The following is a 13,008-nucleotide window of genomic DNA, read 5'->3' on the forward strand; positions in this document are numbered from 1 at the left end:
GTGCGGCTCAGACCTTCTTGCCGACAGCCCCGTACAGCGACACGTTCTTGTCGTGACCGGGCGGGAATTCCTCGTCGGGGTTGCGCCACCGGTGGATCATCTCCACCCCCGGCTCCACCAGTTCCAACCCGTCGAACAGCCGCTCGACCGCGTCCCGGGTGCGCGGCTGCACCGGTATTCCGCGATCGATGTAGACCTGCAACAGCCGGGCCATGCCCTCGGGATCGTCGGGCCCGGCGTCGAAATCGGTCGTGACATGTGAGATCGCCAGATACGACCCCTTCGCCAGCGGCTCCATCAGGGTCCGCACGATCTCGTGCACATCCCCGGGCACGAAATGCAGCACCGCCATCAGCGACACCGCGACAGGCTGCGAAAGGTCCAGCGTCTCCATCAGTTCCGGAGCGTGGAGAATCTCCTCCGGCTTCCCCGCATCGGCCAGGACGAACGCCGTCCGCCCTTCCTCCGCACTCACCAGCAATGCCCGCGCGTGCGAGAACACCAACGGATCATTATCGACGTAAACCACTCTCGACTCAGGGGCCAACCCCTGCGCCACCTGATGCAGATTCGGCTCGGTGGGTATCCCCGTCCCGATATCCAGGAACTGCCGAACCCCCTCCCCCGCCAGATACCGGGTAGCGGTCCGCATGAACTCCCGATTGGTCTGCGCGGTCACCCGAACAGCGGGAAACTCCGCCAGCGCCTTGTCCCCCGCCTCCCGATCCGCCTCGTAATTGTCCTTCCCCCCGAGGAAGTAGTCATACATCCGAGCCGAATGCGGCACATCAGTACGTAGCTCACGCGAACTCGCCACAACGGCCCCCTACGACCCGTATCCGAAAACCCGTCCCTCGCCTGTATACCGCAGCGCCATGAGTCCCACCCCCGGATCGGGCAAGACCTCGAACCTCACAACCCACTCGAAACGCTGCGCCGGCAAGGACATCCCGCTTCCCCGGCATTCTCCACCGCGTGCCGGGAGTTGCGCGCTTCGGATATAGATCTGAGTAAATCACGCATTGGAACGCTCGCGGCAAGGCCATACCGTTGAGCCTCGTATCAACCGCACAGGAAAGTGGAGGCCTCCGGTGGCTATTCAGATCGGCGTATTCCTGCCCACGTCGGGACCGCACAGCACGGGGTCGGGGCCACGCGAGGTCCGGGAGAGTGCGCGGGTGGCGGAGGCCGCGGGGCTCGAATCCCTGTGGGCCACAGATCACCTCGTCGCCAGTCAGCCGATGCTCGACAGTACTGTCGCGCTGAGTACTGCGGCGGCGGTGACCGATCGCATCCGGGTCGGGTTCGGGGCCATGTTGCTGGCGATGCGGCCGGTTGCGTGGGCGGCCAAGGAGATCGCCACGTTGCAGCAGGTGTCGGAGGGCAGGCTGCTGGTGGGAGTCGGGACCGGCAACCCGGCGCACGGAGATGTCGGGTGGCGGGCGGCGGGTGTGCCGTTCGCGGAACGGGGGGTTCGCACCGATCGGGCCCTGGCGGTGCTCCCGCGGCTGATCGGCGGCGAGCAGACCGCGCTGGACGGCGGGCTCGATGTCGCACTGTCGCCGGGTGCGCCGGTACCGCCGATCCTGATCGCGGGCAATAGCGCTCGTGCCCGGCGCCGGGCCGCCGCGCACGGGGATTCCTGGATGCCGATCAACCCGGGCCTCGACGATCTGCCCGGCTTGCTGACCGACCTGAAGCAGCTCGCTCAGCAGCATGGGCGGCAGACCCCCGCGGTGACCGTGGTCGCCCCGGCGCTCTCCGCGGAGCCTCGTGAGGCCGCGGACGAGCTGGTCGCCTACGAAGCCGCCGGTGTCGAGCGGGTCGTACTGGCTCCCACCGGCCCGGATTGGCGAAGCGACTACGCCTTCGCCGCCGGTGTGCGCGCCGCGCAGTAGCCGAGGGTGCCCGAGCGGCGCGCCGCGTCGAATACACAGATGCCGCTGCGCTCGCGGCCGTCGGCTGCGCCGATCCCATGATCATGCGGTCACGCCGCCGATGTCTCTGGACGCAGGAATCACTCGATGCACGCACGAATCAACCAAGAGGAGGTTCAGTGACGAATGACGTGACTCGCCGGGCTGCCGGTGTCGTCGGCAGGCTGGGTTTCGCGGGTGTGATGGCAGGCGCGCTGCTGCTGGAGCAGCAGGCCGTCGCGTACGCCGCGGAGACGACCACGTTTCAGCTCCCATTGATGGAGGTTTCCCAATCATGGGGCGTCCCGGCATATTTCACGATCTTCATGACGGCCACCGTCGGCGACGAGCCGGGAGTCACCAGCTTCGGTGTCGCCAACCCGCCGGCGTACGACGGTGACCATGTTCTCGACTCTGCCGTCCGAATCCGGTGGGTGAACCTGTCCACCGGCGCCACCGGCATGATCGACATGCCGGTCCGGGAGACCGCGGAGCAGCCCTGCACCTGCGCCCCGGCGTCGATACCGGTGCGCACCGGAGCCGGCCGGATCGTCGCCCTGGCGACCGCCGACGGCGTTGCGGCCAACGTGTCCTCGGGGCTCGGCACCTTCACGGCTCCCTGATCCCCTCGGGCCCAGGAGCGCCACGCAGGCGATACCGAACTCCGGCTGAGCGCGAAATAGCCACGGAAGCTGTCGGTTTGGGCATACATGAGTCCCTCGATGCCCAAACCGGCGGCTGCCGCCAGTTGATTGCCGCCTCAGCTCGTCGTCCCCGCCGCCCGCAGGGCCGCGTTCTCCCGCTCCAGATCGGCGATCTGCTCCCGCAGGTCGGCCACCGCCTCCAGCACCTCCTCCCGTGGATACAGCTCCGGAATATGCTGACTGCAATTCCAGTCGAACGCCTCGATCTCGATCAGCACCGCCCGCTCGACCTGCGCCCGATACTCCGGAACCGTCAGCGAGGCAACAAGTTCCGGCTGCTCCGCGGCCTCCACCACCCGCGCCCGCCCGAAGATCTTCAACCGGGTCCGGGCCGCGTAGTCCATCAGGAACAACGCCACCCGACCGTCATGGTCGAGATTCCCCCGACTGATGTACTGCTTGTTCCCCCGAAAGTCCGCGAACCCCACCGTCCGCGAGTCGATCACCTTCAAGAACCCCCGAGCCCCACCCCGATGCTGAATGTACGGCCACCCCGTCTCACTCACCGTCGACAGATAGAAACTGTCCCGCTCCCCGATGAACCACGCCTCGTCCTCCCCCAGCCGATCCGCCACCTCAGGCACCGCCGCCATCCGCTCATACCCCCGCAAACTCCCATGCGCCGCCTGATGAGCCCGAACCGCATCGGTGAACGCAACCTGCGCATAATGCCCGGTCATCCCCCAACCTCCCTCTCGATCGGCCCATGCGAGACGCGGCCTTCTAACTGTTAACTATGAGTTGAACAGTTAGAAGCGATGGGTTCATTCCCGAGCGGGAACATTTGTCCTATATCCGGGAGGGGTGGGCGGCGGATGGTGGGGGCTCGTTCACAAGGAGGGCTACATGCGGATTCTTGTTTCGGGGGCCGGTATCGCGGGGCCGGTGTTGGCGTATTGGCTGAACTGGCATGGGTTTTCGGTCACCGTGGTGGAGCGGGCGGTGACGTTGCGCAAGACCGGGGGGCATGCGGTGGATCTGTTTCGGCCCGCGGTGGATATCTCGGAGAGGATGGGGGTGCTGGATCGGATCGAGGAGTGCGCTACCGGGACCGCGCGGTTGACGTTGCGGCCGGAAGGGTCGTCGCGGGCGGTTCGGGTGGACCTCGGCAAGATCTTCAGCGCCGCCTCCGACCGGCATGTCGAGATCATGCGGGACGACCTGAGCGAGATCTATTACGACGCAGCGTGTGACGATGTCGAGTACCTGTTCGGGGACTCGATCACCGAGCTCTCACCCGACGGCGAGGTTCGATTCGAGCACGCGTCTCCGCGCCGATTCGACCTCGTCATCGGCGCGGACGGTCTGCACTCCACGGTCCGGCGGCTCGCCTTCGGCGACCGACCCGGTGACAGCACCTTCATCGGGGCCTACCTCGGCGTTCTGACCCTGCACGAGGCCGCCGCGCTGGACCGTGAGCTGCTCATTCACGTCGGCGTCGGCCGGACCGTGGGCATGTACGGCACCCGGCATTCCGGCGAGGCACGGGCGTTGTTCCTGTTCCACAGTGAGCAGGAGCTCGACTACCACCACCGCGATGTGCCCCGGCAGAAGGAACTGCTGCGCAACGCCTTCCAGGACATGCATCCGGACGTGGACCATTGGCTGGCCGAACTCGACACCACACCGGCCTTCTACTTCGACTCGATCACCCAACTCCACCTGCACACCTGGTCCCGCGGAAGGGTGACGCTGGTCGGCGACGCGGGCTACTGCCCCGGCCCGGCGGTGGGCGGCAGCACCACCCTGGCAGTCGTCGGCGCCTACGTCCTCGCGGGCGAACTGGCTCGAGCGCGCGGCGACCACGAACGCGCTTTCGCCGCTTACGAACGCGTGATGACACCCCACATCCAGGGCGGCCGAGCAGCCGCGCTCAGCGCCGCGAAGACTCTCATCCCCGCCTCCCGCCTCGGCGTCACCGGACTGACCCAGGGCGCCCGCCTGATCTCGGCCCTGCCCACCCGCCCCCGCCGAGCCCTCCTACGCCTCGCCGGCAAGACCGGCCGCCTCTACAACTCGATGACCATCGCCGACTACGAGCGCCCGACCCGGAGTGGGCGGGCGACGACGAGAACCGAAGTCCATGAGGGGTGACGCCTGACCCCGGTCCGGTCGAGCAGCGACAGTTCCATTTCCACCCCGCGGGTGCAGTCGGGGCCGTTACCCCGTAGCTCCGGACGCGTCCGCCCGTCGTCGAAGAGTCACGGGGAGTGAGTCTTCCGGCAGCGGGGTGGCGCTCATGTCGAGGGGCATGATGTAGTCCTGTGGGACTTCCCATTCGAAGCTGCGGAGGAGCTGGTGGAGGACCATTTTGATCTCGAGGCCGGCGAAGTGCTGGCCTAGGCATTTGTGGGGGCCGCCGCCGAAGGGGGCCCAGGCCATGCGGTGGCGTTTGTGTTCGGCGCGGTCGTCGCTGAAGCGTTCCGGGTCGAACTCCTCTGGGTGGGACCAGATTTCGGGGCGGTGGTGGTTGGCCAGGGCGGGGACGATCACCATCGACCCTTCCGGGACGAAGTAGCCGCAGATCTCGGTGTCCTGCACGGCTACGCGCGGCTCGATCTGGATCGGCGTGCACAGGCGCGTCGTTTCCTTGAAGATCCAGTCCAGTTCGGTGAGGTCGGCGAGTTCGTCGTAGCCGAGTTCGTGGGGCATGTCGAGGGAGCGGGCGCGGGCGCGTTTCTGCCAGTCGGGGTACTTGGCCAGATTGTAGACGATGTTGGCGAGGGTGCCGGTGGTGGTGTCGTGGGCGGCGGCCAGGAGGAAGACCATGTGGTTCACGACGTCCTCGTCGGTGAAGCGTTCACCGTCCTCGCCGGTGGCGTGGCACAGCACCGACAGCAGGTCGGTGCCCTGCTGGTCGCGGGCGGCCGTGATCCGTTCGGCGAGGAACACTTCGAGGGTGCGGCGGGCGCGCAGGCCCTTGCGCCAGCGGCTGCCGGGCAGCGATATCCGCACCATCGCGCCGCCGGCGTGCAGGAGCGCCATGATGGCGCCGCTGATCCGGTCGGCCTCCGCGCGGGGCAGGCGCGCACCCATGAAGACCTCGAGGGCCACATCCAGGGTCAACTGCTCCAAACGCTTGTGCATGAGCACCGGGTTGCCCTCGGCCACGCTGCCTTCCGGCAGCTCCGCGATGTGGCGTTCCGCGATGGTGTGCAGGGCTTCCAGATAGGAATTGAGCGCCGATCGCCCGAAAGCCTGCTGCATGATCGCGCGGTGCGCCTTGTGCTCCTCGAAATCGAGCATCAGCAGGCCGCGGTCGAAGAACGGCCCGTTGAGCGGCTTCCACGCGGGGCCATTGGCGAACACCCCGTCCCGGTTCATCAGGACCTGCTGTGCCGCATCGGGACCGGCGGCGATGATCCACCGGCTGCCGAACATGTTCAGCACATGCACCGGACCGTAGGTGTTCTCGTCCTGCTGCGCCGCGCCGTGCGGGTCGCGGCGCTGGCGCCGCAGCTGCGAGATCCAGTTGGTGGCCGGCCCGCTGATCTGCCGGAGCTCGCTGCCCGTCGGTGGTGCCGCGACGAATTGTGTTCTGGGCAAGGCAAACCCCTCCTGCGTAACTGACGACAAGGCCGAAAGTTACCCGCAGGGAAGGGGTCACACCAGGGTTCGGACAGATTTTGCCGAACCCTCCTGCGGTTTAATGCAGATTGGCCACGACGTCCGCCGCGATCGCCTTCGCCGCGGCTTCCGAGGCGGCCGCGCCGTTCCAGTCGTTGACGACGACATCCACCACGGCATTACCCGAACGCAAGATGAGTCGCGCGTCGGAACGACCCGGAATCGCCTTCGGGCTACCGCTGACCATGACGGCCGACTGCACCTCCGACCCGAGTTCGGCGGGAGTGATCTCGGTGGACTTCGACTCGTTGAGCTGCGGCTGATACACATCGGAGAGCGAGCTCTGCGCACGGCTGTACATCGCGGGCGAGCCGGCGGCCATGCGCAGGACCACCTGGATGCTGACCGGGTGCGTCACGGAATCGGCCGTCGTCCAGCTCGGTGTGTGGGTGACCTCGTCGGGGTTGAGCGTCATCGTCGGGGTGCGTTTGCACTGCGCCCCAGGGGTGTAGCGGCTCAGCAGTGCGGCGGAGACCAGCGTGCACTCGTCGCTCGTGTCGTGGTAGGTCGGCCCCGCGGCCGCGTCGTCGGAAGAGCCGGACTTGATCAGGAAGACCGCACCGGCCGCGATCGCGACTCCCAGCACCACCGCCCCGACGATCCACACCCGCTTGGACCGAGGCTGTCCCTGCCGCACCGGGGACATCACCGCACTCACCAACCCGCTCCGATCTAGAGAACTCAGCTGGTCAGAGACATTACCGCACCGCAAGCCATCCGCTACACCCGGCAACCCGCACCTCCGGTGTGAAACCGATTGACGGCCAGGACAATTGATCGGCGGTTCGGCAACCCCGCCGCGACGGCGAACGCGATGCCGTCCCGTGATCCTCCATGCCGGATTCGGGCATTCGCGGTGCGGTGCGGGTCATGGACGCCGATGTCGAGGGGCCGCTGCCGTGGAGTGCGAGCGAATACATCCCGGCGCCCGCGCTGGACGAGGTGGTCACGAATTACGGTCCGCTGCCGGTCGATTCGGTGTGGGAGCCGGCGCGCGGTATGGCCGAGGCGTTGCAGGCACCGTGCCCGTATCGGCGTGCCGCCGTCGCGGTACCCGGATACGAAAAGAGCCGGGCTCGGCGATCTCGCCGAGCCCGGCCGGTGGTGGCGTCCTAGCTCAGTAGACCTTGTCGGCCTGGTCAGGGATGACCGCGCCGGTGGTGTCGTCCTTCGCGGGGGCGCCGGATCCGTCGGGGTTGGTGTAGCCCTTGGTGGAGCACGGGTACAGCGAGGTCTTCTGCGCCTTGGGCTCGATGAACATGGGGTTGATCAGCCACTTGCCGTCGCCGTTGAAATACGCGGGGCACATCAGCTCGGTCTTGTTGCGGTTGATCACCAAGCGCAGCGCGGTCGCGTCGCGGACGAAGGTGGCGTCGGTGGTGGAGTCGCCCGCCGCGAAGACCTGGCGGTTGTCCTGGCGCTCCCACGCGGCCGCGCCGGTGACGCCGAAGACCCGCTCGTTGATGAAGCAGCGCTTGCCATCGAGGTAGGTGATCGCCTGATCGTCACCGGAACCACCGCAGCCGACGGTGTGGTAGCTGCGCACACCGTGATCCATGACGTTCCGGATTCCCACGATGTGATTGCGCTGCACACCCAGATGCGGCGCCCAGGCCTCGATCACGGCCTGCGGCGAGGCGGTGATCACCCAGACGTCGAAGCCTTCCTTCTGCAAGGTGCGGTAGAGGTCGGCCATCTGGTCGTAGTAGCGGACCCAGGCCACGACCTTCTTGGTGCCCACCATCTGCGTGGCGCCGACCGGGTTGGCGAGGTTCTCCGCGCGGGCGGCCTCGGCGAATTTGGTCACGGTCTCGTCGTTGTAGCCGGAGAGCAGGTTGTTCACCCACGCATAGGAGGCTTCCGTGCGGCGCTGATTCCAACCGGCGAACGCGGGCTTGCCGGTGGTCGTCGTGGTGTCGTTGTAGACCGTGTACAGCTCATCCGCGCACGCGGTGTTCGTGCTGGTCGGCAGGGGCTGACCGGCGGCGACGGTGGTGCCGCACGCCTGGGACAGCGCCGCGGCGGCATCCTGGGTCAGGTACGGGCTGGTCTGCGTCCAGTCCTTGTTCGGAGGCTGCAATACCTTGTCATTGCGCAGGATCCAGAACGTGGTGGCATCGCCCGCGTCGTTCTTGATCGTCGTGTTGTCCCAGTCGAAGGTGGCGACCGGGTGCTTGTTGCCGTGAACCGCCTTGTTGCACTTGCCGTACTCGTCGACCAGCTGCTGCAGCTTCGAGGCGTTGTCGCCGTACCACTGCAGTGAACGGTCGAGCTGCGCGCAGTTGTTGCTCGACGGGGCCGCGCTCGCCTGTGGCATCGCCAAGGAGGCGAGGCCCAGCATGACCGCCAGCGCGAGTAGATATCTCTTTGTCATGCGCGGCACGCTAGGCATCGCACCCCACCACAAGCCGTCACCTACGTAAATAAAGGACTGGTGTCCGGCAAATTATTGGCATCGACTCCGCCGCACGAGATCGGATGCGCGGCAGCCTGTTCCGAAAACGCAACAGAGCCGCAGACCATTGATCTGCGGCTATGCCGTTCGGTGGAGCTGACGGACCAGCATGCGAACCGTGCTGCTGATCGACGGGCCGGACATCACTGGATCCGCGCGGCCGGCACCCGACCGCGGTTGTCAGCGGTTCAATCGCCCTGGAGCAAGAGCCGGAACGACGAATGAGCCGGGGTCAGCGGCCGCACGGCACGAAAGCCCTTCTCATCCAACGTCAGTACGTCGTTGGTGAGGTAACGCTCGGCGAGCACGACAGTCACCGCATCGGCCAGATCGAGCCGCAGGCCGCGATACTGCTCGATGATCTTCTGAGCAACCCGGAGGTCATCGCGGTCCACCGGAGGCACAAGCACCGCACCCTCCTCGGCGGAGGTGAGCAGATCGTCGAGGACGAGATCGGCTACACGGCGGTCCTTTCCGAATCGCGCGACCAGCAGATGATCGACCTCGTCCAGCACGAGCGGCGAGACAACCGCGACGGAGGTGGCGAGGAATTCACGGGCTCGCTCGTGCAGGTCCGCAGCGCGATCGTAGGCAGCGATGATGGCCGAAGTGTCAGCGACGAAGAAGCTCACTCGCCGTATGCCTCGCCGAGCAAATCCTTACTGTCAGAGGCAAACCCAGGATCGCCGGAATCGAACGACGGCCACGGACGGGTGCGCCGGACCCGGTGCGCCCGCATCAATACCAGGTCTATCCCCTCGCGGATCAAATCGGCTTCCGATCGCCCCGCTGCTTCGGCAGCCTCTTTGAGACGGGCAGCCTGCTCGGGATCCAGGTACACGCTCGTTTTGGCCTTCATAAAGGTAGGGTACGGGCACCTGCCGGGTTCGTGCATTACCGAAAAGCAGCAGAGCCCCAGGTCGATGACCTGCGGCTCTGCTGTGAAGTGGGGCTGGCGGACCAGCGTACGAACCGGGCGGTGTTGATGGACGGGCCGGACATCCTGATCCGGGCGGTGGGCGCCCGTTCGAACTCGTTGGGCGGTGTCCGGTGATCGCGATCGCTCCACTCGCCCGACCGGTACGAATCAACTGCGAATCAGGCCGACTCATCGACTACACGATGGCGAAGCAACTGTTCCAACCTCGGCCAATAAGCGCACGTTCGTAGCGGCAGAACGCGCACAAATCGTGCGGCAGAACGCGCATGTATAGCGTGGCAGGGATGGTCGACCAGCCGGCAGTTTTTACAGAATAGGTCCGAAATGGGACATTATCTGTCATGACCGAGAGGCACTTCATCAGCCTGGACGAAACAGCAGCAGCACTTGAAGTGTCCACTCGGCATGTGCGTCGCCTCGTGAATTCAGGAAGCTTGACCCAGGTCACCCGTGGGGTGCTCGAGCGAGATTCGGTGGATCGCTACCTGATGTCGCAGCGCCAAGGTCGAACTCGCTCGTGGGCCGAGCACACGGCGTGGGGAGCGATCGCGATCCTCTCCGACGGAGAGGCCGACTGGCTCGGCCCAACCCAGACCTCGCGGGTCCGACGCACGCTCCGGGACCTAGTCGATCCGAGTGAACTGATTTCACGGGTCCGCGACCGCGCTCATGTGCGTACATTCGCGGCACACCGTGCCGCCATACCCCGGCTTCGCGCAATTGTCTTGCACCCCAATATGAATGCTCTCGGCATCGTTGACAGCGGAGAGGGCCGGATCGACGGTTACATCGCCGCACAAGAACTCGACGGCGCGATTCGGACCCTTGGCCTCCGGGCCGAGTCCTCTGGTGACATCACCCTGCGTGTCACCGAATTCGACTTCGACCAAGTCGGCAAGCTCGTCTCCACCAGCGCCGTCGTCGCGGCGCTCGATGCCGCGACCGCTCTCGATCCACGCATCCGGGGGGTCGGACAACGCGCTCTCGCCGGGACACTGGAGGCATACCGATGAGCGATCAGGCGCAGCGACCAACGATCGACATCGCATCCCCTGCCAGGCGGCTGGCCACCGCCGTGGCCCAACGTCGCCGAACTGGCCGAGGTTCTCCCACGCGACAAACTGGACTCTGGTCGGCGGGCTCATGACCCAGCAGCACACAATCCATCACGGCATCGGCATCGTTCGCCCGACCAACGACGTCGACATTGTGCTGCGCATCGAGACCGAGCGTGGCATTCCGAATACCTCGGCGACCGCATTCGAAAGCCTCGGTTATCAACTGCAGCCATCTATCGACCCACGCAATAACACCGCGCACTGGTTCGTTCGCGGAACGACAACCGTCGATCTCGTCGCAGGTTTGCCGACAGAGGACCACGCCGACGTCCTGATCTCCGACCATCCAACACCTAGGGTTGTCGAACGACTCCGCGGCCGTGAAATGGTTCGCCTCGAGGCAGGTACCCAAGCCCTGCGCCGAACCATCAACGCACGCATCGAGATAGCAGCAGGGCTGGTCGCCGACACTCCGTGCCGCGCCCGTTCGGGGCCGTGATTCTCGAGGCAGCGGCTTACACGGGCCTCACGACGGATCGCTTGGGCCAGTTTGGGCTGCTCCCGGACCAGGCGCTCGGAATTTCCAGTCGAGCCATCACTTCCGCGATCGCTCGCTGCCTTTCGAGATCTGGTAGGACGTGCGCAGCACTGCTGCGCAAAAGAGCGTTGCATCGACGTTGCTGGTCGCGCTTGTGGGCAGTACTCGACAGGTGGGCCATCGGGCGGTCAAGACCATGACGCAGATCACGTGATGGCGCCCGTCGGATGAAGCGAGGGGAACCCTCTGTGGGTTCGCGATCCACGCGCGGTACACGCCCGACTGGTAGATCACGATCACGCCACGTGGCATGTCGCACCTGGCGCATCGACGGCCAGATGTACATCATGTACATGATGTACATCTGGCCGCAGCGGAAGAGATCGAGGGACCGATGACGACCACAGAGCGAATCACGTCTGTCGAGCGATACAGCTCCATGAACAGCGCTAGAGAACACTTCGCCCAAATGCTGACGGCCGCCGAAGAGGGCAACGTCGCCGTGGTGTCTCGTAAGGGTAAGGATTCCGCGCTCGTGGAGGTTGGGCGGCTCCGGTGGCTGCTTTCCCACATCATCCGTGTCCACGAACCGCAAGTAGTGCGGGAAAACAACAACTGGGTCGCATACCTGCCAGGTCTTCCACTGGCCGTGGAGGAGCCCGACCTCGATACGGCGATCACCGCCTTGATCGAAGCTATGCGCGAGTACACCGCTGACTGGCAGGACCATCTCCATGCCGCGCTCAATCATCAGAAGAACGTCGACTTCGTGCAGTTCGTGGAGCTATCCACGGACGAGCAGCTGAGAGAGTGGTTGACGGCGGCCGAACAATGACTCAGCACCCTCCGGGTAACAAGAAGGCTCACGAAACGTTCTGCCACCACGATGAATGGGTGCGCGTCCGCAACGCCACAGGTGGTGTGGTCAGGCACCACAGCACATGGGAATTGCCGCTTTCGGACGGTCGTGTCTTGCGTACCCGGATCTCGCGGCCCATGGACAACACCGACTACGGATCCAAGCTGTGGTGCCAGATCCTGAAGGACCAACTCGAGGTCAGCGAAGCCCAGTTCTGGGCATGCGTAAACGATCGAGTTCGTCCAGCGCGCACCCCAGAATCTGTCATGATCCCCGACAAGGAGCCAATCCCTCTCGGTATCGTCGAGAAGCTCATACGCCTGGTTCACCTGACCCCAGGGGAAATCGAGGAGATGACCAAAGATCAGGCGGTAGCCCGGCTCAACCAATTCTGGGCTGAACAGTGAGCTCCGCCGACTCCTCATTTAGATGAAAGCCCGGAGAACCGTGGGGCTACCACCTTGGCACCAGCTCGGCGGTGATGCCCGATGAACGGCCGAGACGACATCACAGCGGCGGACGGGGCAGCGATTGGGTGCGCGGATGGGTCGGCAGGTGCCCGGCGTCCTATAGCCGCCACCCCAAACGCCGAACACGCCAACGGTATCCGGGCTGCTCGGGCACACATTCGAGGTACCTGGGCGAAATCCAGAATGAATAGCAAAACTCATACGCATCTCGGTAGGGGCGTGCAGTGAACGCCGCGTGCACCGCCGCAGATGTCCGGACGCCGGCACCTGGTTTCACCTCCGCGACCGCGACGACGCCTCCACTCCCTCCTTCCACCGCAAAGTGCTTACCGCCAACCAGATCACAGCACTCGAATTCGTCTCTACCCAGCGCGTACAGGATCGGCTAAGCAAACTCGGTGAGTAGGCAGACCCTTCGCTTTCTGTGAATCCCTCGGTCCG

Annotated in this window: 15 protein-coding genes; 8 read left to right on the plus strand and 7 right to left on the minus strand. The window is 65.4% G+C overall.

Annotation, left to right across the window (positions count from 1 at the left end; all coding sequences use genetic code 11):
- Positions 1-7 precede the first annotated feature (7 nt).
- Positions 8-817, minus strand: coding sequence for an SAM-dependent methyltransferase (locus ABZ412_RS10320; protein WP_357278747.1), 810 nt, complete (start codon positions 815-817; stop codon positions 8-10).
- A 274-nt stretch (positions 818-1,091) separates the two neighbouring features.
- Here ABZ412_RS10320 and ABZ412_RS10325 point away from each other — a divergent pair, with 274 nt between their 5' ends.
- Both ABZ412_RS10325 and ABZ412_RS10330 read left to right on the plus strand, forming a co-directional pair.
- Entirely contained in the window at positions 1,092-1,898 is an 807-nt protein-coding gene (locus ABZ412_RS10325; protein ID WP_357278749.1) for an LLM class flavin-dependent oxidoreductase, read from the plus strand.
- Between the two features lie 158 nt (positions 1,899-2,056).
- Positions 2,057-2,539: a hypothetical protein gene (locus ABZ412_RS10330; protein WP_357278750.1), complete on the plus strand. Its 483-nt coding sequence runs from the start codon at positions 2,057-2,059 to the stop codon at positions 2,537-2,539.
- A gap of 137 nt (positions 2,540-2,676) precedes the next feature.
- On the opposite strand, the gene ABZ412_RS10335 is transcribed toward ABZ412_RS10330, so the two are convergent.
- Complete coding sequence (locus tag ABZ412_RS10335; protein WP_357278752.1) at positions 2,677-3,213, minus strand: pyridoxamine 5'-phosphate oxidase family protein; 537 nt, start codon at positions 3,211-3,213, stop codon at positions 2,677-2,679.
- 253 nt (positions 3,214-3,466) lie between these two features.
- On the opposite strand from ABZ412_RS10335, the gene ABZ412_RS10340 reads away from it, so the two are divergent.
- Positions 3,467-4,714 (plus strand): FAD-dependent monooxygenase, encoded by a 1,248-nt coding sequence (locus ABZ412_RS10340; RefSeq protein ID WP_357278754.1) that lies wholly within the window; start codon positions 3,467-3,469, stop codon positions 4,712-4,714.
- A gap of 66 nt (positions 4,715-4,780) precedes the next feature.
- On the opposite strand, the gene ABZ412_RS10345 is transcribed toward ABZ412_RS10340, so the two are convergent.
- Both ABZ412_RS10345 and ABZ412_RS10350 read right to left on the minus strand, forming a co-directional pair.
- Positions 4,781-6,166 (minus strand): cytochrome P450, encoded by a 1,386-nt coding sequence (locus tag ABZ412_RS10345; RefSeq protein WP_357278756.1) that lies wholly within the window; start codon positions 6,164-6,166, stop codon positions 4,781-4,783.
- 100 nt (positions 6,167-6,266) lie between these two features.
- A complete protein-coding gene (locus tag ABZ412_RS10350) occupies positions 6,267-6,905 on the minus strand; it encodes a hypothetical protein (RefSeq protein ID WP_357278758.1) in 639 nt (212 codons plus the stop codon).
- A 176-nt stretch (positions 6,906-7,081) separates the two neighbouring features.
- Here ABZ412_RS10350 and ABZ412_RS10355 point away from each other — a divergent pair, with 176 nt between their 5' ends.
- Positions 7,082-7,363 (plus strand): hypothetical protein, encoded by a 282-nt coding sequence (locus tag ABZ412_RS10355; protein WP_357278760.1) that lies wholly within the window; start codon positions 7,082-7,084, stop codon positions 7,361-7,363.
- Position 7,364: 1 nt separating this feature from the next.
- Here ABZ412_RS10355 and ABZ412_RS10360 read toward each other — a convergent pair whose 3' ends face one another.
- The 3 genes from ABZ412_RS10360 to ABZ412_RS10370 all read right to left on the minus strand — a co-directional run bounded on the left by ABZ412_RS10360 (position 7,365) and on the right by ABZ412_RS10370 (position 9,561).
- Entirely contained in the window at positions 7,365-8,621 is a 1,257-nt protein-coding gene (locus tag ABZ412_RS10360) for a haloacid dehalogenase-like hydrolase (protein WP_357278762.1), read from the minus strand.
- 269 nt (positions 8,622-8,890) lie between these two features.
- Entirely contained in the window at positions 8,891-9,334 is a 444-nt protein-coding gene (locus tag ABZ412_RS10365; RefSeq protein WP_357278764.1) for a PIN domain-containing protein, read from the minus strand.
- The gene (locus tag ABZ412_RS10370) at positions 9,331-9,561 is read right to left on the minus strand and encodes a ribbon-helix-helix domain-containing protein (protein ID WP_357278766.1); all 231 of its coding nucleotides are present in this window, start codon (positions 9,559-9,561) and stop codon (positions 9,331-9,333) included. The genes ABZ412_RS10365 and ABZ412_RS10370 overlap by 4 nt, the downstream gene beginning before the upstream one ends.
- 422 nt (positions 9,562-9,983) lie before the next feature.
- Between ABZ412_RS10370 and ABZ412_RS10375 the strand changes: the two genes are divergently transcribed.
- The 4 genes from ABZ412_RS10375 (at position 9,984) to ABZ412_RS10390 (ending at position 12,504) form a co-directional block, all read left to right on the plus strand.
- Positions 9,984-10,655 (plus strand): hypothetical protein, encoded by a 672-nt coding sequence (locus ABZ412_RS10375; RefSeq protein WP_357278768.1) that lies wholly within the window; start codon positions 9,984-9,986, stop codon positions 10,653-10,655.
- 130 nt (positions 10,656-10,785) lie between these two features.
- A complete protein-coding gene (locus ABZ412_RS10380; protein ID WP_357278770.1) occupies positions 10,786-11,199 on the plus strand; it encodes a hypothetical protein in 414 nt (137 codons plus the stop codon).
- Positions 11,200-11,632: 433 nt separating this feature from the next.
- Positions 11,633-12,073: a prevent-host-death protein gene (locus ABZ412_RS10385; protein ID WP_357278772.1), complete on the plus strand. Its 441-nt coding sequence runs from the start codon at positions 11,633-11,635 to the stop codon at positions 12,071-12,073.
- A gap of 59 nt (positions 12,074-12,132) precedes the next feature.
- Positions 12,133-12,504: a cytotoxic translational repressor of toxin-antitoxin stability system gene (locus ABZ412_RS10390; protein ID WP_357278774.1), complete on the plus strand. Its 372-nt coding sequence runs from the start codon at positions 12,133-12,135 to the stop codon at positions 12,502-12,504.
- Positions 12,505-13,008: the final 504 nt, after the last annotated feature.

The organism is Nocardia sp. NPDC005746 (genome assembly GCF_040630785.1).
Classification (GTDB): Bacteria; Actinomycetota; Actinomycetes; order Mycobacteriales; family Mycobacteriaceae; genus Nocardia.